Source organism: Paenibacillus sp. FSL H7-0940, assembly GCF_037979415.1.
GTDB lineage: Bacteria > Bacillota > Bacilli > Paenibacillales > Paenibacillaceae > Paenibacillus > Paenibacillus amylolyticus.
The window spans coordinates 4,858,014-4,881,974 of the sequence record NZ_CP150280.1; the positions used below are offsets into that span (position 1 = coordinate 4,858,014).

The 23,961-nt window shown below is 48.3% G+C and carries 18 protein-coding genes; all 18 read right to left on the reverse strand.

Features of this window, described 5'->3' with window-relative positions; genetic code table 11:
* Nucleotides 1-152 precede the first annotated feature (152 nt).
* Complete coding sequence (locus tag MHB71_RS21375; protein ID WP_340027610.1) at nucleotides 153-1,043, reverse strand: alpha/beta hydrolase; 891 nt, start codon at nucleotides 1,041-1,043, stop codon at nucleotides 153-155.
* A 362-nt stretch (nucleotides 1,044-1,405) separates the two neighbouring features.
* Nucleotides 1,406-3,697 carry a glycoside hydrolase family 3 C-terminal domain-containing protein gene (locus tag MHB71_RS21380; protein WP_340027612.1) on the reverse strand — a complete coding sequence of 764 codons (2,292 nt, stop codon included), beginning with the start codon at nucleotides 3,695-3,697 and terminating at the stop codon, nucleotides 1,406-1,408.
* 217 nt (nucleotides 3,698-3,914) lie between these two features.
* The gene (locus MHB71_RS21385; RefSeq protein ID WP_036668429.1) at nucleotides 3,915-4,520 is read right to left on the reverse strand and encodes an alpha/beta hydrolase; all 606 of its coding nucleotides are present in this window, start codon (nucleotides 4,518-4,520) and stop codon (nucleotides 3,915-3,917) included.
* Between the two features lie 14 nt (nucleotides 4,521-4,534).
* Nucleotides 4,535-5,488, reverse strand: a complete 954-nt coding sequence (locus MHB71_RS21390; RefSeq protein WP_340030211.1) for a ring-cleaving dioxygenase — start codon at nucleotides 5,486-5,488, stop codon at nucleotides 4,535-4,537.
* 250 nt (nucleotides 5,489-5,738) lie between these two features.
* A complete protein-coding gene (locus MHB71_RS21395; RefSeq protein WP_036606063.1) occupies nucleotides 5,739-6,821 on the reverse strand; it encodes a hemolysin family protein in 1,083 nt (360 codons plus the stop codon).
* A 284-nt stretch (nucleotides 6,822-7,105) separates the two neighbouring features.
* A complete protein-coding gene (locus MHB71_RS21400) occupies nucleotides 7,106-8,443 on the reverse strand; it encodes a hemolysin family protein (protein WP_340027613.1) in 1,338 nt (445 codons plus the stop codon).
* Nucleotides 8,444-9,162: 719 nt separating this feature from the next.
* On the reverse strand, nucleotides 9,163-10,428 hold the full coding sequence (gene purD, locus MHB71_RS21405; protein ID WP_340027614.1) for a phosphoribosylamine--glycine ligase: 1,266 nt from the start codon (nucleotides 10,426-10,428) through the stop codon (nucleotides 9,163-9,165).
* A gap of 130 nt (nucleotides 10,429-10,558) precedes the next feature.
* Nucleotides 10,559-12,106 (reverse strand): bifunctional phosphoribosylaminoimidazolecarboxamide formyltransferase/IMP cyclohydrolase, encoded by a 1,548-nt coding sequence (gene purH / locus MHB71_RS21410; RefSeq protein ID WP_091019800.1) that lies wholly within the window; start codon nucleotides 12,104-12,106, stop codon nucleotides 10,559-10,561.
* A gap of 334 nt (nucleotides 12,107-12,440) precedes the next feature.
* Nucleotides 12,441-13,058: a phosphoribosylglycinamide formyltransferase gene (gene purN / locus MHB71_RS21415; RefSeq protein ID WP_307414985.1), complete on the reverse strand. Its 618-nt coding sequence runs from the start codon at nucleotides 13,056-13,058 to the stop codon at nucleotides 12,441-12,443.
* Nucleotides 13,058-14,098: a phosphoribosylformylglycinamidine cyclo-ligase gene (gene purM / locus MHB71_RS21420; protein ID WP_340027615.1), complete on the reverse strand. Its 1,041-nt coding sequence runs from the start codon at nucleotides 14,096-14,098 to the stop codon at nucleotides 13,058-13,060. Before purM ends, purN begins: the two co-directional genes overlap by 1 nt.
* Nucleotides 14,099-14,536: 438 nt before the next feature.
* A complete protein-coding gene (gene purF / locus MHB71_RS21425; protein WP_340027616.1) occupies nucleotides 14,537-16,015 on the reverse strand; it encodes an amidophosphoribosyltransferase in 1,479 nt (492 codons plus the stop codon).
* Nucleotides 16,000-18,243, reverse strand: coding sequence for a phosphoribosylformylglycinamidine synthase subunit PurL (gene purL / locus MHB71_RS21430; RefSeq protein ID WP_340027618.1), 2,244 nt, complete (start codon nucleotides 18,241-18,243; stop codon nucleotides 16,000-16,002). Before purL ends, purF begins: the two co-directional genes overlap by 16 nt.
* The gene (gene purQ / locus MHB71_RS21435; protein WP_036606071.1) at nucleotides 18,221-18,910 is read right to left on the reverse strand and encodes a phosphoribosylformylglycinamidine synthase subunit PurQ; all 690 of its coding nucleotides are present in this window, start codon (nucleotides 18,908-18,910) and stop codon (nucleotides 18,221-18,223) included. Before purQ ends, purL begins: the two co-directional genes overlap by 23 nt.
* A gap of 4 nt (nucleotides 18,911-18,914) precedes the next feature.
* On the reverse strand, nucleotides 18,915-19,160 hold the full coding sequence (gene purS / locus MHB71_RS21440; RefSeq protein ID WP_017690695.1) for a phosphoribosylformylglycinamidine synthase subunit PurS: 246 nt from the start codon (nucleotides 19,158-19,160) through the stop codon (nucleotides 18,915-18,917).
* A 586-nt stretch (nucleotides 19,161-19,746) separates the two neighbouring features.
* Nucleotides 19,747-20,619 (reverse strand): phosphoribosylaminoimidazolesuccinocarboxamide synthase, encoded by an 873-nt coding sequence (locus tag MHB71_RS21445; protein ID WP_340027620.1) that lies wholly within the window; start codon nucleotides 20,617-20,619, stop codon nucleotides 19,747-19,749.
* 251 nt (nucleotides 20,620-20,870) lie between these two features.
* Nucleotides 20,871-22,169 carry an adenylosuccinate lyase gene (gene purB / locus MHB71_RS21450; protein WP_036668399.1) on the reverse strand — a complete coding sequence of 433 codons (1,299 nt, stop codon included), beginning with the start codon at nucleotides 22,167-22,169 and terminating at the stop codon, nucleotides 20,871-20,873.
* A complete protein-coding gene (purK, locus tag MHB71_RS21455) occupies nucleotides 22,166-23,368 on the reverse strand; it encodes a 5-(carboxyamino)imidazole ribonucleotide synthase (RefSeq protein WP_340027622.1) in 1,203 nt (400 codons plus the stop codon). Before purK ends, purB begins: the two co-directional genes overlap by 4 nt.
* Nucleotides 23,365-23,850, reverse strand: a complete 486-nt coding sequence (purE, locus tag MHB71_RS21460; protein WP_017690699.1) for a 5-(carboxyamino)imidazole ribonucleotide mutase — start codon at nucleotides 23,848-23,850, stop codon at nucleotides 23,365-23,367. The genes purK and purE overlap by 4 nt, the downstream gene beginning before the upstream one ends.
* Between the last annotated feature and the right edge of the window lie 111 nt (nucleotides 23,851-23,961).

Here is a 23,961-nt window from a genome sequence, read left to right on the forward strand (position 1 = left end):
GTGATAGCGTATGCTTCCGATGCAGCTTTCTTTCAGAAAGCTTTTAGGCGAACGCTTCGCTTTTTCGAGTTCTTTCTGTCCTCTCCGTTATCGTGTAAATCATTAATTCAACTTATCTAGCAATGTCGCGCACTGCTTTTCTTTGTATTGTATCACTTTTGATCTATTCTTGCGCCTGAGCTCACGTCATTTATCATTCGTACAATCTCATCAATAATGACCTGAGGGTCTGTATACATAACCATATGTCCCGATTGATCGGCCCCAATCCATCTCGCATTGGATAGCTGGCTCACCGTCTGGCGATGCGCCGTGATGAGGGCAGGTCTGATTTTCCCCTCTCCCTTGCCCGGGTTCGTACCCGTGATCACGCTAACTTCCAGATTACCCAGAGCCGGAGGATGTTCCAGCAGCGCTGCCATGTCATTCAGAAATGTTTTGCCTTCTGCAAGCATCGTGCTGGCTGCCCGTACAGTGAAATCCTCCTTGAGGTGATCCGCTGCCACATCGTCAGGCTGAACACTTCCAGCTTTGCTGCCAAGTTTCTTATATAAGCCAGTCCGCGCCATGATTGGAATAATAAAACCATTGATGGCAAAGCTCTTTTTAGTAAGCTTGGAAAAATACATTTCGCAATGCTCGTCTGATGGATCTACCAGAATAATGCCACGTAATCGAGATAGATGTGCAGCTGCCGCAGCCCGTACAATCGGACCGCCCCAGCTATGTCCAACCAGAATGAATGGGCCCGGGCCCAGAGCTGTCAGCAGTTCTCCAAGATCCCCTGCAATGCGTTCAAGGCTGCGGGGAGCCGAGTCGACATCACTTCGTCCCGCCCCTGCCCTGTCATACACGACAGCACGTGCATGCTCAGCAATGGCTGGTGCAACCAGTCCCCAGTTTGATCTGGAGGCGCCCATACCGGACTCAAATACAACCGTCAGTTCTCCTGTTCCCCTGGACATATAATGTAGTTTGCGACCATCGCGGGTCTGAACAAACGCACTTGAACCAAATGTATGTAAGCTAGGGTTAGGATTCATATTCCCCTCCTGATTACGTGCATAATCATCTATCACCGAATCTAATTGAAAATGATTATCAATTACTTCATTATAGATTAATCTATCCTTTACGACAACCATATTGCTTCAGCAAGTTAGAGCAGTCCTGTCACCTCTGTCACGTTGCTAGGATCACCCCACATCCCACCGTTCCTTCCCCCCTTTTTCCTTGTGCAAAAAGAAAACCCGATCCATGATCGGATCGGGTAACTGTCCTAGCCACTATGCGGCTGGCCCTCATGCACATTCTTGTTGCTTCGTGCGCAGTTCCTGCACGTATCGCATAATCGTAATCGCTTAATCCAAGGATGGACGAATACTCGGTTTAAGAGCACAGCCCCTTATCCCCTAATACCATGATCCTTGTTGTTCAGCTGCTCCAGAAGTTCATTCATCGCTTCTTCCGTCATGGCCCCACCGCTAAACGCAACCAGTGCTCGCAGCGGCATATATTTCATCATCGCATCCATCATATCTGCATGATCCCCGGCATCATCACCGCCGAACCCACTGGCTTCCTGGAATTGTTGCAAAGCCTGGTCCAGTAGCTGTTTATGGGCCGGATCACGCTGGATATCACCCAATGTACTATTACGCGTATAGGTTGGAAGGAATGTCGCTGTAGACTCTACATTCACACGTGTGTGCACATGAATGTCCCGTGAGGAACTGCCTACCTGAATCTCGAACTCTCCGGTCTCCACATGCCAGTCCTTCATATCTACGTTGTAATAGGCGAATGAACGTTTGTTTAGTGTGAAGCTCACCACTTTGGACTCTCCAGGTTCAAGGGCCACCTTCGCAAATCCTTTCAATTCTCTTACAGGACGAATAACTGTGCTCTCTACATCGCTGACATACAACTGTACAATCTCTTTGCCCGCTCTGTCACCGGTATTGGTGACCCTTACTTGCACATTCACCTCATCCTGATCGGTCAATTCTGTGCGATCTACCTTCAGATCAGCATATTCAAATGTCGTATAACTCAGTCCATAACCAAACGGGAACAGTGGCTCCAGCTCTTTTTTATCATAATAGCGATAACCAACAAAGATACCCTCCCGGTAATCGACACGATCCCCTTCACCCGGGAAATTCAAATAAGATGGATTATGACTGAGTTTGGCAGGGAATGTCTCTGCCAGTTTACCGGACGGATTCACCTCTCCATACAGCAGATCAGCTATCGCTCCACCAACGGCCTGTCCACCAAGATAAGCTTCAAGCACCGCTTGCACCTGCGGCAACCAAGGCATCTCCACTGGAGATCCGTTACTCAGCACCACAACCACACGTGATTGTACTTTTGCAATCTCTTCAATCAGACGAATATGATTGTCAGGCAAACGCAAATGGGCACGATCATACCCTTCGGATTCATAACGATCCGGCAATCCAACAAACACAACAGCGGTATCCGCTGACTGTGCTGCCTGAACAGCCTCATGCATCAATGTCTCATCCACATCATCCGCTTCAATCCGATAACCTGGGGCATACGAGAAGGTTACACTTTCGCCAGCCACCTGTGTCATCTCTTCCACAATATCATCCACTTTGGTCGGATTAATGTGGGAACTTCCCCCGCCCTGGAAGCGAGGTTTACGCGCAAATGCCCCGATTATCGCCACATCGCCTTCACGCCCAAGCGGCAGGATACCTTCTTCATTTTTCAGCAAAACCATACTCTCGGCTGCCACCTTACGCGCAAGTTGGTGATGCTCATCCTTGTTATATGCAGCCCCATCTTGCTTTTGATCAACGGCATTAAAGATCAGCGTAAGCAGACGCTCCACCGCCCGATCCAGCTTGTCCAGCGGCAGTTGTCCGCTTTCTACGGCATCGATCACTTTACGCTCACCGATTCCACCACTTGTTGGCATCTCCAGTTCCAGTCCTGCTGCAAGGGCATCTGCACGTTCATTAACCGCACCCCAGTCTGATACCACAAGACCTTCGTGACCCCATTCGTCTTTCAGAATATCCGTAAGCAACCATTCATTCTCACCTGCATACGTACCGTTCACCTTATTATAAGAACACATCACCGTCCACGGCTGTCCATCCTTCACCGCACCTTCGAAGCTCGCCAGATAGATCTCATGCAGTGTCCGTTCATCTACCACCGCATCAATCGACATACGCCGTTCTTCCTGATTATTAACTGCAAAGTGTTTGAGAGACGTACCCACACCCTGGCTCTGCACACCTTGAATATGACCGGTAGCCATCTGCGTAGATAACAACGGATCTTCGGAAAAGTATTCAAAATTACGTCCACCCAATGGGGAACGTTTAATATTTACACCCGGTCCAAGTAATACCGCTACATCCTCGGCCTGACATTCCTCACCCAAAGCCACCCCGACCTGACGCGCCAGCTCCTTGTCCCATGAACTAGCCAATCCTGCCGCAGACGGGAAACAGGTTGCAGGCACGCTCGACGTTAGACCCAGATGATCTGCACTCCCATCCTGCTTGCGTAGTCCGTGAGGTCCGTCCGTCACCATGATGGATGGAATGCCAAGACGCTCCACCCCTTTCAGATGCCAAAAGTCCAGTCCCGAGCACATGCCCGCTTTTTCTTCCAGTGTCATCCGCTGTACCAGTTCCTTGATGTTACGTTCCACATTAACCCCTCCAGTTCATGATGTTGATACATAGCTATATCACTAAGCATACAAGGTTATCTACCACACATTCAAATGTTTACCCGGTTAGTAACGGTTACATAACACCAGTCAATCATTTCTTCTTCCTGACGATGATCAAAATAAAAAGGAAAAACAGCCCGATCTTCACGATCAGGCTGTCTCTACACGTTTCATAACCGTCTATCCACCCAATTTACGCCTGAGTCTTAAACCAAGCTGCCGCGGCTTCTGCCTCGGTACGAGTCAACTGATGACCCTGACGCTCCCAATGCGTGTTTACATCGGCACCTGCACCGCTGAGCAGCGAAGCAAGTTCCTCGGTTTCACGTCTTGGTACAATCGGATCGTTCTCGCCCGCACCAATGAACACAGGCAGGCCTTTCAGATCCGGCAGTTCAAGTCCGCGCAACGGTACCATCGGGTGATGCAGAATTGCACCTTTGAATACATCTGCTTGATGGAAGATCAAGCTTGCCGCAATGTTGGCACCGTTAGAGTAACCCAGTGCATACACGTTGGAACGATCGAACCCATATTCCACCGCAGCTGCATCGACAAAAGATCCCAGCTCTGCCGTACGAGCAATCAGATCTTCTTCATCAAAAATGCCTTCGGCCAGGCGGCGGAAGAAACGGGGCATCCCGTTCTCCGATACATTACCCCGCACCCCAAGTATGCCAGCTCCTGGTGCGATCATCTCCGCCAGACCGATCAGATCATTCTCGGTTCCGCCTGTGCCATGAAGCAACAGGATTGTTGGCGCATCCGGCTGAGCACCTGCTTTATAGATATGTTTCATTGTATTGGTTGTGGTCATGATTTGGACTCTCCTTTCCATTCACGTACTTCAATTCGTGGCAACAATTGTTCAATCTGCTCACGCTGTGGTTCATACCATTCAGGCAACATCAGTTTCTCACCCATGCTCTCTGCTGGTTCATCCCGTGCAAATCCCGGAGGATCCGTAGCCAGTTCGAACAGTATACCACCCGGCTCCCGGAAATACACAGCGTTGAAGTATTGACGGTCAATGACTGGCGTTGGATGATATCCGGATTGTTCAAGATCCTGCTGAATTTGTTCATGTTCCGCGTAATCTTTGGCACGCCATGCAATATGGTGAACCGTTCCGGCTCCGCCAATCCCGCGTTGGATACCTGTGGACTGAATATCGATGATCTGACCAATATCGCCGCTTGCCTGAAGACGAAGGAGTCCGTTCTCTTCACCGACTTGCTCCAGACCCAGTTTGCTCACCAAGACGTCCATGGTTTTCTCAGGAACGTGGCTGAACAATACGGCTCCGCCAAATCCTTTGATGGCATGCTCCGGTGTCACACCGTTGAAACTCCAGTTGCTTTGCTGACCGCCTTCACGCTCAACCAGTTCAAGCAACAGACCGCCTTTGTCGAAGAAACGAATGTACTGCTCACCAAATCTGGTTTTATTTTCATATGGAATATCGAAGGAAGCAAGACGTTCTTTCCAGAAAGGCAGGCTTCCTACAGGAACCGCATATACGGTAACTCCAGTCTGACCTGACCCAATGACACCTCTTCTTGAATTCTGCTGTGGGAAAAAGGTAATGATTGTGCCCGGTGCACCCTGCTCATTCCCGTAATACAAGTGATACACGTCCGGTGCATCAAAGTTTATTGTTTTTTTCACCAGTCTGAGCGCCAACACAGCTGCATAAAAATCAACGTTTTTCTGCGCATCGTCAACAAAAGCTGTAATATGATGAATTCCTGAAGTTCTGAACATAATCTCCACTCCCTTGGTTTTAGTTGTATCATAGGTTGTTTTTGCTTCTTTTATTTATTGGTTTCTGTTATTTATCTTTAAGTTAAGATTCTTTAAATTTATATTAATCCATTGGACCTCAATATGCAAGCTTTTATTTTAAAATTAAGATTTAATACAAAAAGCAGGCCCCGATCACTCCGGGAACCTGCTTAGCGTATAACGATTGATTAGGTTGCTTCGTATTCCTGTATTACTTTTGCATTACTGCTTCTTAAACCAGTTTCATTCTTTTTGGTGGATTCACCAAATCTTTATGCTCGTATTCATCCTTGATATCTCCGACAATCTCTTCAAGGATATCCTCCATCGTAACCATACCTACCGTAGCACCTGCCTCGTTTTTCACGGTTGCAATGTGTACACGGCTTTGCTGCATCTGGATCAGTACATCCTTGATTGGAGAACGCTCGGAGAAACTCGGCGTATTGTGAACAAATGTCTCCATATTGAAATCTCTGCCCGCAGCCACACTCGTCAGCATTTCTTTTGTATTAATAAAGCCAACAAAATGAGCCTGATCCCCATTTGCAATAACAGGGTATCGCGTGTATTCATGTCGATTTAGCGTCTCAATGATCTGATCAATCGGCATTTCCTTATTCAGAGTAACAATTTTATCTCGTGGAATCATAATCTCCTGAAGCAGACGCTCATCAAAAGCAAAAATGTTTTTGAGATAGTCCAGCTCCGTCTGGTTGATCTCGCCACTCTCGTAGCTCTGTGCCATAATCAGCTTCAGCTCTTCTTCGGAGTGAACGGTATCATGCCCGGCAGGTTTTACACCAAATATGCCAAGCAACAGACGAGCAGCTCCATTTAGCGCGTAGATGAATGGATTCATGATTTTACCGAACCAGTACAGTGGTGGTGCCAGCAACAGCGTCATTCTCTCTGCAAACTGAATCGCCAGGGTTTTCGGTGCCAATTCACCAATAACCACGTGCAGGAACGTAATGATCGCCAGAGCAATACCATAGGAAAGCACGGTAGACAATGCCGCTGGTACTTCCATTCGCTCAAAGAGCGGATGCAGCATTTTCTCAACAGTAGGTTCACCCAAGGCTCCCAATACCAGCGCCGTGATGGTAATCCCCAATTGACACGCCGACAGATAATAATCCAGGTTGTGCGCCACTTTTTTGGCCAGTACTGCCTTTTTGTTGCCTTCCGAGATCAATTGATCGATTCGGGACATCCGTACTTTAAGAATTGCAAATTCGGCTCCAACGAAAAAGGCTGTCAGACCTATAAATACGGCTACTAAAAATAAATTCAAGGCTATTATTCCGTCCAATGATTTCCCTCGGGTTGAGGGATTCACCTCCATTAAATTTTAAAATAAGGTTTGCACGAGTGACGTTCCGGTGACGGCTCGTTCTTCCGATCGCCATTGCCTCCAAATTTTCCTGATTATTGTTTTCAAAGGTTTAAAATTGGTTTGCAAACGCGAACGCTACGCTTCTTCAGGATCGATTCCGTCCCCTACACTGCTACGTTGCCAAAACGTTTTAAATTCTGAGGGCAGTAGCCAAATAGGCAGTCAAACCCTAGATTACAGTCAGATCGAACCAACCAAGATCACGCCAGATCGCTAGTCGCTTCCTCGACCTGCGCGCCGTTTACCCGCTCCAGAAGAACTTGTTTGATGTGATAGTTTTCGGTATCAACAACGGTCCACACATAATCGCCGTGTTCTACCGTGTCGCCTTTTTCCACACCTACACCCTTCTGGTACTGGATCCATCCAGCAACGGTATCCATCTCTTCATTACCTTCAAAGCTAAGTCCGAACTGCCGCTCCACTTCATCCAAAAGTACCCGACCATTAATGAGATATTGATTCTCTCCGGTCTCCTGAATATCGGCCACCTCATCGGCATCGAATTCATCGCGAATCTCACCGACAAGTTCCTCCAGAATATCCTCCATCGTAATGATACCCGAGGTACCCCCATATTCATCCACGACCACGGCCATGTGTACACGTTCCTGCTGCATTTTAATCATTGCATCCTGGATACTTGTAACTTCGGAAACAAATGGGATCTCACGAACGAACTCGCTTAGTTGATACGATCTTGCGGCTACCATGTCAGGCAAAATCTTTTTCACATTCACAACGCCGATAATGCGGTCCTTGTCCCCATCCTCGATGACAGGGTAACGTGAGTAGTTATGTTCATCCAATATAGGAATAATATCGTCATAGGTCATATCCTGATCTAATGTCACCAGTTCTGTACGAGGTACCATGATGTCTTTGGCATCACGTTCATCGAACACAAATACATTTTCCAGATATGAAAGCTTGGTCTTGTTGTTCTCGTCACCTTCATAACTCTGGTTCATGATGATTTTGATCTCATCCTCCGAGTAGGCTTGATCATGTTTGGCAGGCTTCACACCGAATCCTCGCAGAAGAACACGTGATGTTCCATTAAGCGCCCAGATGAACGGATACATGATTTTACCAAACCAGTATAGCGATGGGGCGAGCATTAATGTCAGTTTTTCTGAAAATTGAATCGCCAACGTTTTCGGTGCCATCTCACCAACAACCACGTGCAAGAACGTGACGAGGATAAAGGCGATCGCATAGGAAGCAATCGACGAGATTGAAGCAGGTACATCTAAATAATTGAATACCGGATATAACAATCTCTCAACCGTCGGTTTTCCGAGCGCTCCCAGTCCCAGAGCAGTGACCGTAATACCGAGCTGACAGGCTGACAGATAATAATCCAGGTCCGAGACAACTTTTTTAGCCAATACGGCCTTTTTATTGCCCTCCGCAACCAGTTGATCCACTCTTGATGTACGAATTTTGACTACAGCGAACTCCGATGCTACGAAAAATGCAGTCAATGCAATCAAGATAATAAGTAAAACGATATTCAATATGGTAATTATGTCCAATGATTTCCCCGGTTCTCAGGGATTCACCTCCAGAGATAGTTACAGCGTGATCCGTTAACTGTGTTAACCATTCATCAACTGTTAGTCTTTCAACACGACGTCTGCCTTATATAAAATTGATTTCAATGATATCTTTTGTATAAGTCTTACGTTTGACCTTGTAAAATTACAAAACAGGAATTCAAGATGAAGTCAATGACTTGCAGAAACTTCTTCATTCAAATCGGGTTACCCCTCATGCTGTCAATTGTTCCTCGCTTAACTCCACCTAGATTCGCCATTTGGACAATTTACAATATCGCCTACCCAATAGATATCCACCTCCCCTCGTACTCATTCCTGTTTCCGAAAAGTATACCATGTTTCCCGCTCAACCATCCAGTTGCACGTTATGGTTTGCCACAAGCTTACAGTATAATGTTCACAAATTAGTCTCTATGTATGTTACGTACTTTATATAATATGATTGATATTACCTCATAATGTGATATTGTTCACATGTCTAGTATAGTCCAATTTATAAAAATACTACCCCTTACTTTAGGGCATTAAACATGCCGGATCTCCCTGATTTAATCCCGTTTTGAATCTTCCCCATATTCTTTCCCGTATAAAACAAGTCCGGCCTTATGCACAAGATACATCTATATACGTATCAAAGAGCCCGCAAGATGCAAATACCTTTCCGGTATACATCTTTACGGGCTCTTATATTCATTCTATACGAGTGCTTTGGCAGCAATATCCGTTCGCTGATGTTTACCATCAAAGTGGATACGCTCCGCCTGTTCATAAGCTTTGTTTCTAGCTTCGGCAATATCCGCACCAAGGCCAACTACACCCAGGATCCGTCCACCATTCGTAACCCAGTCTCCTGCTTCACTACGTGCTGTACCTGCGTGGAATACCACGGCATCTTGCACTTGATCCAGTCCTTCAATGACTACGCCTTTGGCATAAGGACCCGGATAACCTCCTGAAGCAAGTACCACACATACAGCAGCTTCATCGCTCCATTCAATCTCAATGTCAGCCAGCTTGCCATGAACGGTTGCCCAGAAAATATCGAACAAGTCGCTCTTCAAACGTGGCAAAACAACCTGTGTTTCGGGATCACCAAAACGTGCGTTGAACTCAATCGTTTTTGGTTTACCATCTGGTGAAATCATCAGCCCGGCAAACAATACACCCTGGAATGGGCGTCCCTCGGAAACCATCGCTTTGGCAGTTGGTTTGATGATCGTCTCCACGGCTTCCTCAATAATAGAAGCAGGGATATGTGGCAAAGGTGAGTATGTACCCATACCGCCTGTGTTTGGCCCCTGATCATTGTCGAATACAGGTTTGTGATCCTGTGCTGCGGCCATTGGGCGAACCGTCTCCCCATCGACAAAAGCCAGAATCGACATTTCCTGTCCTGCGAGGAATTCCTCGATAATCACTTTGGCTCCTGCTTCACCAAATACTTTGTCCACCATGATACTGCGAAGTGCCTGATCAGCCTCATCACGAGAATAAGCTACCGTCACACCTTTGCCCGCAGCCAATCCATCTGCCTTGATGACAACCGGGATTGCTTGCTCATTCAGGTATGCTTGAGCTTGTTCGTAGTTGTCGAATTTTTCATAGGCTGCGGTTGGAATGTTGTATTTGTGCAGCAGATCCTTCATGAACGTTTTACTTCCCTCGATCTCTGCTGCATTACGACGAGGTCCGAATACCGGAATACCTGTCGAATCAAATGCATCCACGATCCCATCCGCAAGCGGATCATCCGGACCAATAACCACTAAACCTACTTTAAGCTCTACAGCAAGAGCCGTTAGTTTATCGAATTCATTTACCGCAATGGCATGACACTCAGCGAGCTGAGCAATGCCTGCGTTTCCAGGTGCACAGTGAATCTTGTCTACCTTTGGACTCTTTGCCAATGCCCAGATGATTGCATGTTCCCGGCCACCGCCGCCTACTACCAGAATATCCATTCGCTCTGTTCCCCCTCCGTGCATAACTGGATTTGTTACGCTAATGCGTGTTAAAAAACCTAAAAAAGAGGGGGTGTACCATAAGTCATAAGTATGACTGGCGACACCCCTTATTTAAACCTTTTTCGTTCTAGTGTTTGAAGTGACGAACGCCTGTGAAGACCATGGCAATTCCGTATTCATTGGCTACTTTGATGGACTCTTCATCTTTGATCGAACCACCAGGTTGAATCACGGCTGTAATTCCGGCTTTTGCTGCCAGTTCCAGCGTATCACCCATTGGGAAGAACGCATCGGATGCCAGAATAGCACCTTTTGCTTGCTCGCCCGCTTGCTCAATCGCAATTTTGGCTGCACCCACACGATTCATTTGTCCAGCGCCCACACCCACCGTCATATCATTCGCAGCAAGTACAATCGCATTGGATTTCACGTGTTTAACTACTTTCCAGCCAAACAACAGCTGTTTCAGTTCTTCTTCCGATGGCGCACGATCCGTTACCACGTTCAGTTCACTCGCTTCGATGGAGTGTACATCGGACTGTTGCACGATCATGCCGCCGTCGATAGACGTTACCACGAATTGGCTCTCCCGTTTACGAGCAGCATTCAACTCACCCGTTTTGAGCAAACGAATGTTTTTCTTCTTCGTCAGGATATCGAGAGCCTCTTGTGTAAAGTCAGGAGCAAGTACGATTTCCAGGAAAATCTCGCTTAACTTGCCTGCTGTGTCGCTGTCGATAATGCGGTTCGCTGCTACAATGCCACCAAAGATAGACGTTGGATCTGCAGCATATGCCTTGCTGTAGGCTTCATAGATACTTGCGCCAATTCCTACGCCGCATGGGTTCATATGTTTAACCGCCACAACTGCCGGTTCTTCAAATTCTTTGACGATCTGCAATGCTGCGTTCGCATCGTTGATGTTATTATAAGACAACTCTTTGCCGTGCAATTGCTCGGCTGTTGTCAACGTATCTTGTGCAGCCAGCGGTTTGCGGTAGAATGCCGCCTGCTGGTGTGGATTTTCGCCGTAACGCAAATCCTGGAGTTTTTCGTAAGTAACCGTCAGACGCTCTGGCAGTGGATCGCCATTTACGTTGGACAGGTAGTCGGAGATGAGTGCATCGTAAGCCGCCGTATGACGGAACACTTTTGCCGCAAGCCGTTTGCGAGTTTCGAGAGTGGTATCTCCATCGTTGCGCACTTCCTCCAGCACTTGGCTGTAATCAGATGCGTCTACAACGACACTGACAAAGGCATGGTTTTTGGCTGCCGAGCGAAGCATCGTTGGACCGCCAATATCGATGTTCTCGATGGCATCTTCGTATGCTACGTCCGGTTTCGCAATAGTCTCTTGGAATGGATACAGGTTCACGACAACCAGATCGATATAGCCGAGACCGAGTTCTTCCATCTGGCGTGTGTGCTCTTCGTTATCACGCACAGCCAACAACCCACTATGAACTGCCGGATGTAATGTTTTGACACGTCCGTCCATGATTTCCGGGAATCCGGTCACATCCGAAATTCCGATGACAGGTACGCCTTCCTTCGACAACAGGCTACTTGTACCTCCTGTCGAAATAATCTCCACACCCATTTGCGACAGCTCGCGGCAAAAGTCCACGATGCCCGTTTTATCCGATACGCTAACCAGCGCTCTTTTGATACTCACAATATGCTCCTCCTTTAATGTCCCATGGCTTCGCGTTTCCTGACGAAACACAGCCGATTTATTTCCCGAGAAATATCACAAAATGCGTACCAATATTCGACTTCTGTTATACAGTTGATAAATAGATTTTCACACTAAAACACTACGAGTCCAGAATAATCTTTCGATCGCTGTTATTCCTAGATTTTTTTGAACAATTTCTCAATGGTAAAAATCCAGTAATAAAGGCGAAGTATATGCTTCCGATGCAGCTTTCTTTCAGAAAGCTTTTAGCTTCGCTTCTCCAGGTTTTTTCTGTCCTCTCCGTTAATGTGTGAAAAAGTTTAAAACTATATCAAACCGGTTTGTTAACAGTGACGTGACGTCCGTCTAACTGAACCAGACCTTGCGCGAACCAGGAAACAACTTCAGGGTATAACTGCTGTTCAGCCGCATGAATGGAACGGCTGATTGACTCAGGCGTATCCTCTGGCAAAATGGGAACCGGATGCTGGGCAATAATTGGTCCAGTATCCATGCCTCCGTCCACAAAGTGCACGGTCACACCCGTAACTTTCACACCGTATTCCAATGCCTGTCCAATCGCATCCTTACCTGCAAATGCCGGTAGCAAGGACGGATGAATGTTAATCAACCGCCCTGCGTAACGATCCACCACAACGGAAGTCAGCAATCTCATATATCCAGCAAGAACGACCAAGTCGATCTTTTTGGATTCAAGCACTTCCACGATCTCTGCCTCATAGGCTTCACGGGAAGCATAATTTTTCGGAGTAAACAGATGACATTCCACGCCTGCGTCCTGTGCCCGCTGCACAACACGTGCAGATGGTTTATCACACACGAGCAGATCAACGGATGCATTCAGCCCACCATTCCGTACTGCATCGACCAATGACTGAAAGTTAGTCCCTTCACCCGAGGCAAATACAGCTATGCGGTAGTTCGCCATTAAACATCCGCTCCCGTGAAGGTTACTCGCGCATCTCCTTCAGTAACACGGCCAATGATGTACGCTTCTTCACCAGATGCTTTCAGTTGTTGTAGCGCTTCTGATGCATCTGCTTCATTAACGACCAGTACAAGCCCAACACCCATGTTAAATGTGGTGAACATGTCACGGTTCGAGACAGCACCCTTTTCCTGTAACAGGTTGAAGATTGGCAGGATCGGCCAAGAGCCGTAGTCAATATCCACATTCACACTGCTAGGCAACATACGTGGGATATTCTCGATGAAACCACCACCTGTAATGTGTGCCATGCCTTTTACTTTTACCTTTTCCAGCAGGGACAACAGAGGTTTAACATAGATCTTTGTAGGTTCCAGCAGAGAATCGCCCAGCTTACCACCCAGTTCCGCTACTTCATCATGCAGATCAAGTCCCGCATCTTCCAACAAAAGTCTACGTACCAGCGAGAATCCGTTACTATGCACACCGCTGGAAGCCAGGCCAATTACTGTGTCGCCAGGAGCAATGGTTGTACCATTGATGATCTTCGCTTTGTCCACGATGCCCACCGTGAATCCGGCAATATCGTATTCGCCTTCACTGTACATGCCCGGCATCTCCGCCGTCTCGCCACCGATCAACGCACAACCAGATTGATGACACCCTTCAGCGATACCCGCAACAATAGCTTCAATTTTCTCAGGAATGACTTTGTCACATGCCAGATAGTCGAGGAAGAAGAGTGGTTCTGCACCCTGTACCACAATGTCGTTCACACACATCGCTACCGCGTCGATTCCGATGGTATCGTGACGGTCCATGGCAAATGCAATTTTCAGCTTGGTGCCTACGCCATCCGTACCGGATACAAGCACCGGCTCATCGTATTTATCTTTGTTCAAACCGAACAGGGCACCGAATCCACCCAGATCTGTCATCACTTCCGGACGGAAGGTACGCTTCACGTGTTTTTTCATCCGTTCAACCGCTTCATTACCTGCCGCGATATCAACGCCGGCCTTTTTATATGCTTCGGACAAGTGGAATCATCTCCTTTTTTTTCGCCCCACCTAAATCCTCCCGCCCGGGAGGACCCCATAGGACCTTGGCAGGCCCTCTGGACACCCGCCAAAAAAGCGGTGCAGAGGTGGCTGGTGTGATCTTGCTATGGTTGGTTCGTGCGTGATCTCGCGGGATTGTTCGCCGATTCCGTTGGCTGCAAGCCATCGGTCAGCGAACCCCGCTCAGCTACGCTGCGGGCAAGCCCGCTGGGCAGCTGCTTCGCCTGGCTGCCTAACCCCTGTTGCTCCGCAAGGCGGGGCTTAAGGGCTCGGGCTTGGCCCGGGGCAGCTGCTTCGCCTGGCTGCCTAGCCCCTATTGCTCCGCAAAGCGGGGCTTAAGGGCTCGGGCTAGACCCGGTGGCAGCTGCTTCGCCTGGCTGCCTAGCCCCTGTTGCTCCGCAAAGCGGGGCTTAAGGATTAACAGCTACAGCCGAATTTTTCCTCGCCGCCAAAGTCGAGGCGGGTTGGGTAATCATGATCAAAACATGCGAGACATAGTCCGCCCTTCGGATCATCCTGATTATCTCCCTGAATCGATGCAATCAGTCCATCGGGACTGAGGAACTCCAGGGAGTCCGCATTAATTTCACTGCAGATTTCTTCCACCGACAACTGTGAAGCAATTAATTCGCGGCTGTCAGGCGTATCAATACCGTAGAAACACGGGTTTTTGAAAGGTGGTGATGTAATGCGCACATGAACCTCGGTAGCTCCTGCATCACGCAGCATGTTCACGATCCGTCGGGAAGTTGTTCCCCGTACGATGGAGTCGTCAATCATGACCACACGTTTGCCTTCCACAACGCGACGCACAGCGCTGAGCTTCATCTTCACGCCCTGCTCCCGCAATTCCTGGCTTGGCTGGATAAACGTACGTCCAGTGTATTTATTCTTGATCATACCCATTTCATACGGAATACCTGTCTGTTCAGCATATCCAATGGCCGCCGAGATGCTGGAATCTGGTACCCCCGTAACCAAGTCCGCATCCACAAACGACTCAATCGCCATCCGGCTTCCCATCCGTTTACGGGCCGCATGCTGGTTCGTACCATTCATATCACTATCCGGACGAGCAAAATAAATATATTCCATCGCGCATAATGCCTTGCGGTGTTTGTGATGATCAAAGCGATCCTCGTGCAGACCATCTGCATCCAACACAAGTAGTTCACCCGGTTCAATGTCACGGATTAACTCTGCGCCAATTGTTTCCAGTGCACACGTCTCAGATGCAAACAGATATGCATCTCCCAGCTTACCCATCGTCAGCGGACGAAGTCCGTGCGGATCGGAAGCCACGAGCAGTTTGTCGTTGGTCATGATCAGAAATGCATAACCACCCACAATGCGCTGGAACGCCTCTTTTGCCGCTTCCACAAGCCCTTTGGAGGATCGTGCAATTAGATGCGCAATGACCTCGGTATCACTTGTTGTTTGGAAAATGGACCCGCTCTGCTCCAGCTCGCGCCGGATCGTTGGTGCATTCACAATGTTCCCGTTGGTCGCTACCGCCAAATCGCCATCACGGTATTTAAATACCAATGGCTGTGCGTTTGTCAGTTTACTGTCACCACTCGTTGAATAACGGACATGTCCAATGGAAATATCCCCGGTCAGCGTCTGCATCAGGTCTTTGGTGAATACTTCCTTCACCAGACCCATGCCGCGATGATAGTTAAACTGGCTGCCATCACTCACACACATGCCTGCACTTTCTTCGCCCCGATGTTGCAGCGCATGCAGTCCATAATAGGAGAGCGAAGCCGCGTCAGGGTGTCTGAACACCCCGAACACACCGCATTCTTCTTTCAATTTGTCGAGTCCTTCCTTGCCGGACCCTTCATTATAATAATCGCCTGTCCACAACGGTCCTGTCGTCAGTTCATGAGACATGGAATCGCATCCTCCCAGACCTGAGCCAAACCTCCTACAGGTTCGCTCACGGCTGATGTTCCGTTCAATTCAATCGTCAGGTTACTTCCTTCTACTCGTCCAATCACAGCTACAGGTACACCACGCTCACGTACAAATGCTTCAAGTTTACCCGCTTGCTCTGGCGTAGCCGACAACAAGATACGGGATTGGCTCTCACTGAATAGGGCGTGATCTGCACGCAATGCAGTCTCCACATTCACCTGTGCTCCTACGTTACCACTGATGCAAGACTCTGCGAGTGCAACAGCCAAGCCGCCTTCAGACAAGTCATGTGCCGAGCGAACGAGACCGGATTGAATAGCTTCCAGCACCGTGCTGAGCAACGCTTTTTCTGTTTGCAAGTTCAGTTCTGGTGGACGACCTTCCGTCTGACCATGAACCGCGTATTGCAGCTCGCTGCCACCCAGTTCAGCTTTTGTTTCACCCAGTAGGATGATAACATCACCTTCGGACTTGAATGCTTGTGTCGTGATATGATCCGTATCATGAACGAGACCTACCATACCGACAACTGGCGTTGGATAGATGGAGCCTTTGGCGTTTTCATTATACAAACTTACGTTACCACCGATGACCGGCGTATCCAGCACACGGCAAGCTTCCGCCATACCGTCTACCGCTTTCTCCATTTGCCAGAAAATATCCGGTTTCTCCGGATTACCGAAGTTCAGGTTGTCAGTAATCGCCAGTGGCTCAGCACCGGAACATACAATGTTACGCGCTGCTTCACTTACGGCAATCCGTCCGCCAACTTCAGGATCAAGGTACACATAACGTCCATTACAGTCCGTTGTCATTGCGAGACCTTTGCGTGTGCCACGAATCGTAACTACAGCCGCATCCGAACCCGGACGAACGGCAGTGCTTGTACGCACCATGTAGTCATATTGATCATACACCCATTTTTTACTAGCTACTGTTGGTGAAGCCAATACTTGTTTCAACGCTCCGCCGAGATCCGACACTTCGTCGTAACGAAGCGTGTCGATGGAAGCACTTTGCTCGTAGTATGCAGGTACAGAAGAAGGTTTGTCATACACTGGACATTCGTCAACCAGTGCCGTTACTGGCATATCTCCGACCACTTCGCCGTGGTGGATCAATTTCAGACGACCGTCATCCGTTACTTTACCAACTTTGGCACAGATTACGCCCCAACGTTCAAAGATTTCCATCGCCTGCGCCTCGTCCTTCGGCTCAACAACGAACAACATCCGTTCTTGGGACTCAGACAACATCATCTCGTAAGGTGTCATGCCTTCTTCACGCTGTGGTACCTGATCCAGATACAGTTCCAGACCGTTACCCGCTTTACTTGCCATCTCTGCACTCGAACATGTCAGACCAGCGGCACCCATATCTTGAATTCCCAGCACGATTCCCGTGTCGATCAATTCCAGACAAGATTCCATCACCAGTTTCTCCATAAACGGGTCACCGACCTGAACGGCTGTCCGTTGGGACTCGGATTCTTCCGTCAATTCAACCGATGCAAAGGTTGCTCCATGAATTCCATCACGGCCTGTTGGCGGACCAACATAATACACAGGGTTACCTACACCTTTAGCTACGCCGCGCTGAATCTTGTCATGATCAATCAGACCCACACACATGGCGTTAACCAGCGGATTGCCTTCATAACTCTCATCAAACATCACTTCGCCACCAACGGTAGGAATACCGATACAGTTACCGTATCCAGCAATACCTGCTACCACATGTTCGAACAAATATTTAACTCGATCGCTCTCCAGCTTGCCAAAACGAAGGGAGTTCAGTATTGCTACCGGTCTTGCACCCATGGAGAAAATATCACGGATAATGCCGCCCACACCTGTTGCCGCACCTTGATAAGGCTCAACTGCGGAAGGATGGTTATGGCTTTCAATTTTGAATACAACGGCCTGGTTATCACCGATATCCACGATACCGGCACCTTCACCAGGTCCCATCAGGACACGTGGTCCAGTGGTTGGGAAACGGCGCAGCAATGGCTTGGAGTTTTTATAAGCACAATGCTCGGACCACATTACACTGAACACACCAATTTCCGTGTAGTTTGGCTTACGCCCCATGAACTCACAGATCAGCTTATACTCGCTGTCAGATACGCCCATTTGTGCGTAAAGTTTATGTTCTGCGACCTGTTCTGCTGTTGGTTCCTTAGCGGATAGCTGCTGCGTCATGCCGATCCCTCCATGCTTTCAAAATAGATGTAAACATACGTTTGCCGTCTTCCGAACCAAACAGTGAATCCACTGCACGCTCTGGATGCGGCATCATGCCGACCACGTTTCCAGCCTCGTTACAGACTCCTGCAATATCACCTAGGGAACCGTTCGGGTTGGTCCCGTACGTAAATACGATCTGGTTGTTCGCTTGCAGACTCGCGAGCGTCTCCTCGTCGCAATAATAGTTTCCTTCACCGTGAGCAATCGGGATGATAATCTCTTCACCCGGTGCATAATCACGTGTAAATGGTGTATCTGCGTTTGCCACTTTCAATACCGTATCGTGACAACGGAATTTCAGGGAAGTGTTACGGATCAATGCACCTGGAAGCAATCCCGCTTCCGTCAGGATCTGGAATCCGTTGCAAATACCAAGAATATATTTACCTTGTTCAGCAGCCTTCGCTACCTCGTTCATTACCGGTGCAAAGCGGGAAATCGCTCCGCAACGTAAGTAGTCACCATAAGAGAAACCACCCGGAACTAAAATACAATCATAAGCCGATAGATCTGTAGCCGTGTGCCATACATAATCAACCTCTTGCCCAATTGCATCTTCCACTGCCTTATAACAGTCGATGTCGCAGTTGGAGCCAGGGAACACAAGAACTGCAAATTTCATGAGATTAACCCTCCAATTCGTAGCGGTAATCTTCAACAACGGTGTTGGCCAGCAACTTTTCACACATGACTTTCAATCGTTTCTCCGCTTCCGCACGATCTGTTGTATCCAGGTTCAATTCCATGACTTTACCGATCCGTACACTTTCCACTTCGTTGAATCCCATAGAATGCAGGGCTCCTTGAACAGCTACGCCTTGCGGGTCGAGTACGCTTTGCTTAATAGTGACATATACGGTTGCTTTGATCATGATCCTTATGTTCCTCCTCAGTAATGAACGGGATAAATGCTTTACGCTGTTAAAAAAGTTACTTTTGGTGCTTGCTCCGGGGCGGATTGTTCTTTCCGGTCGCTTGTTGTCCCCAGGTTTTTTGGATTGTTTTGGCCCGCTGTGCGGTCAAAACCCGGGGACAAAGGCGAACGCTATCGCTCCTTTAAGAACAATTCCGCCCCTCCGCTAGTCCATGCGACGTTTTTTAAAGGCCTAAACCTTTTACGTTGCACGGTGTGTAATCGTCTAGCCTGACCATTCCTTCAAAACAGTGAATGGCGAATGGTCTTTAAGTTACTTTAGTAATTAGTGAATTTAATTCTCTTAATTTTTAAGGCTTCCCCTACCTGTGGGAAGCCACCGCTCTTAATTGCCTCACCCACCAGTTTGAACACTGGCGGAGGGAAAGATTTGAGCTAGAGAAACGAAGTGCTCGCCTTTGCAACCGGAATGTTTCCTTTTGAAAAAAGGATTCCAATCAAAACATTCCGGGGGCAACAGCGATCGAAAGCCAAACTTTCTCGTAGCCCGCTCAAACGTTAGTCTCCTCAAACGTTAAACTTTATTATTTCGTTAAACGGTTATAAATATCGACGTATCTTGCGGTTGTTGTCTCTACTACCTCTTGTGGAAGTGGATCAGGTTTGCTGTTCTTGTCCCAATCGGTTCCGGCGAGATAGGTGCGCACTGGCTCTTTATCCATACTGTCGATCTCGATGTCGAGTTCATAATTCTCTTTGGCCCAGAAGCGAGAAGCATCTGGGGTGAAGATTTCGTCAATCAGGATGACCTTGCCATCCACGATGCCGAACTCGAATTTGCAATCTGCCAGAATGATGCCACGCTGATCACAGTAATCACGGGCGAATTCGTACAGGCGCAAGCTTTTTTCCTGAAGCTCAACTGCGAGTGCGTCTCCCACCAGTTCTTTCATGCGATCCATTGGGATGTCCTCATCGTGACCAACATCGTTTTTGGCTGCCGGTGTGAAAATAGGAACTTCGAGCTTGGCGTTTTTGCGAAGTCCATCAGGCAGTTTAATGCCATTCACTTCACCACTCGTCTCGTATTGTCTCCATCCCCCACCCGTGATGTATCCACGCACGACACATTCAATATCAATGCGTTCTGCTTTGCGGGTTACCATGATGCGGTCTTTGAGCAATTCAGGATCTGTGATGAGATCAACCAGTTGATTCACATCGGTATGAACGACGTGATTCTCCATCATGTCACCCGTCAGTTCGAACCAAAAGCTGCTGAGTTTATTCAGTACGTTTCCTTTCTCGGGAACCGCCGGGTCCAGCACGTAATCAAATGCCGATATACGGTCCGTAACCACGATCAGAAAATGTTCACCCAGATCGTATAATTCACGTACTTTTCCTTTATATAACAGAGGTGCTTTAACGAGATCTGCCGCAGTGGACAGTGCCATGGGCTCACCTTCTTTCAGGAGATGTAAAGTATACGTCCAATTCCCCTCATCACGCGGGGCCACTCCGAATGCAGAATAACCTTCCGATCGCTGTTATCCCCGGATTTTTCTGATCCCTTTCTCAAGGGGGAAATCCGGTGATAAAGGCGAGCGCTTTGCTTCTTCAGGTTTTTTCTGCCTTCTCCGTTCCAGCGTGAACACATAATCAACCTATACTTTTAGAGAGTAGAATAATTCAAAACCTTAATATATTAGTCGTTCAAGCCGAGCTTTTTGAAGATGGTGTCAACGTGCTTCAGGTGCCATGACGGGTTGAATGCATCTGCGATTTCTTCTTCGTTCAGCACTTCCGTAATTTCCGGTGTGGATTTCACGATATCCTGGAACTGGCGTTGTTCTTCCCATGCTTGCATCGCACGTGGTTGAACGGTATCGTATGCTTGCTCGCGGCTGAAGCCTTTGTCGATCAGCTTTGTCATGATGCGACCGGAGAATGGTACCCCGTAGGTGCGCTCCATGTTGCGTTTCATGTTTTCAGGGAAAACAGTCAGGTTCTTCACGATGTTACCAAAACGATTCAGCATGTAGTTCAGCAGCATCGTTGCATCCGGCAGAATGATACGTTCTACGGAAGAGTGCGAGATGTCGCGTTCATGCCAGAGCGTTACGTTCTCGTATGCCGATACCATATGTCCGCGAATGACGCGGGACAGACCGGAGATGTTTTCACTACCGATCGGGTTACGCTTGTGCGGCATCGCGGAAGATCCTTTTTGACCTTTTGCAAAAGCTTCTTCCACTTCACGGAATTCACTCTTCTGCAGTGCACGTACCTCTGTAGCGAACTTGTCCAGGGACGTTGCGATCAACGCCAGTGTAGCCATATATTCCGCATGACGGTCACGTTGCAATGTTTGAGTCGAGATCGGCGCAGGTTTCGTGCCCAGCTTCTCGCAGACAAACTCTTCGACAAACGGATCGATGTTCGCATATGTTCCAACTGCGCCTGAGATTTTGCCGTATTGTACATTGTCTGCTGCATGGCGGAAACGCTCCAGGTTCCGTTTCATCTCTTCATGCCACAACGCCATTTTCAGTCCAAATGTTGTTGGCTCCGCATGCACGCCGTGCGTACGTCCCATCATAGGTGTATGCTGATAAGCCAGTGCTTTTTCACGCAGAATTTCAATGAAATTCACGATATCCTTTTCCAAAATCTCATTCGCTTGACGCAGTACATAACCCAGAGCCGTATCCACGACATCTGTGGAAGTCAGTCCGTAGTGCACCCATTTCCGCTCTGCACCCAGACTTTCAGATACCGTACGTGTAAATGCGATAACGTCATGACGTGTTTCCTTTTCAATCTCATAGATGCGATCGATATCAAAAGATGCGTTCTGACGAAGCAATGCTGCTTCTTCCTTAGGGATTACACCCAGTTCGGCCCACGCCTCACATGCACAAATTTCAACTTCCAGCCACGATTGGAATTTGTTTTCTTCGGTCCAGATGGCTCTCATTTCGGGTCTGCTATAACGTTCAATCATGAATTTGTATTCCTCCAGAGGTTAGTTTGTTCAATCCATTGCAATCCTTCTTCAACATCCTGACAGAGCAGATTCACATGCCCCATCTTCCGTCCTGTTTTTGCTTCGGTTTTACCATATATATGAAGCTTGGGAATCACACCGAGCTCTATCGCTTCTGCATCAGGTTGCCCTGTTCTGGCGATAATGCCTTCCAGATGTTCTCCAAGCACATTGACCATAACAACTGGACTCAATAACGAGGTGTCCCCGAGTGGTAATCCGCAGATCGCACGGATATGTTGTTCGAACTGAGAAGTCGCACAAGCTTCCATCGTATAGTGACCAGAATTATGCGGTCTTGGTGCCAGTTCGTTAACGTACAGTCTTCCATCCGCCGCTACAAACAGTTCCACAGCCAGTAGCCCAACAGCCTTCATCGATTCTGCCACCGCTGCTGCCAGTTTCTGTGCTTCAATCTGGATGTCTGCAGCAACTCTAGCCGGTACAATTGAAGCATGCAAAATGTTATTCACATGAATGTTCTCCGCTGGCGGGAACGTTTTGATCTCCCCATTTGTACTACGCGCTACAACGACCGAAATCTCGCATTCAAACTTGATGAATTGTTCCAGCACCAGTTCCGCACCAGTAGCTGCAAGTTCTTCATATGCGGCAACAGCCTGACTTGCTTCCCGGATGACCCGTTGACCTTTGCCATCGTAGCCTCCAGTCACCGTCTTCAGTACACACGGCACTCCAAGTTCGCTAACAGCAGCAAGCATCGTATCCACACTTGTGATCTCACGATAAGGCGCGACTCTTACTCCAGCAGCTTCGATCGCACGTTTTTCACGCAACCGATGTTGTGTGGTGTACAGTAACGCACTTCCTTGTGGAACGTAAGACTCACGCTCGAGCAGCACAGCGACTTCTGCATCCACATTTTCGAATTCATACGTAATGACATCGCATTGCCGAGCCAGTTCAAGTGCAGCTTTGGCATCGTCATAACCAGCTTCAATCTGACGAGCAACTTGACCACAAGGTGCATCCGCAGCGGGATCAAGAGTAACGAATCGATACCCCATTGCCGTTCCTGCGAGCGTCATCATACGTCCGAGCTGTCCGCCCCCTAGAATGCCGATGGTTGTCTTCCCCGGCAGCAGGACATTTTTCAGCTCTCCTGTTATACCGGACTGGTTCCCTGTGCTACTCATAGTTCTTCACTACTTTCGAGTACTTCTTGTTTGATGCGCTCTCGGCGAGCTTCAGAGCGACGTTGGACATCCGGGTCAAAAGCACCGATCATTTGAGCTGCCAGCAATCCTGCATTCGTTGCCCCCGCCTTGCCAATCGCCACAGTTGCGACGGGAATACCACCAGGCATCTGAACAATGGACAACAAGGAATCGAGACCGTTCAATGCTTTGGATTGAACCGGTACGCCAATGACTGGAAGCATCGTTTTGGCGGCAACCATACCAGGTAGATGTGCTGCCCCGCCTGCCCCTGCAATGATCACCTTGAATCCTCGATCAATTGCTTGCTCTGCGTATTCAAACATCAGATCCGGTGTACGATGGGCGGAGACCACCTTTTTCTCATACCCAATCTCCAGCTCGTCCAGCACCTCGCACGCATGTTTCATCGTTTCCCAATCCGACTTGCTGCCCATAATTACAGCGACTTGCAGTGACATGAATACATCCAACTCCCGTCTGCGCTTTTTTGATTACATCTGACTATTAAGGGACTCTTATTACGTGTGAAATGAAAAAATCCGCTACCCGCGAAAACATCACATTTTCTC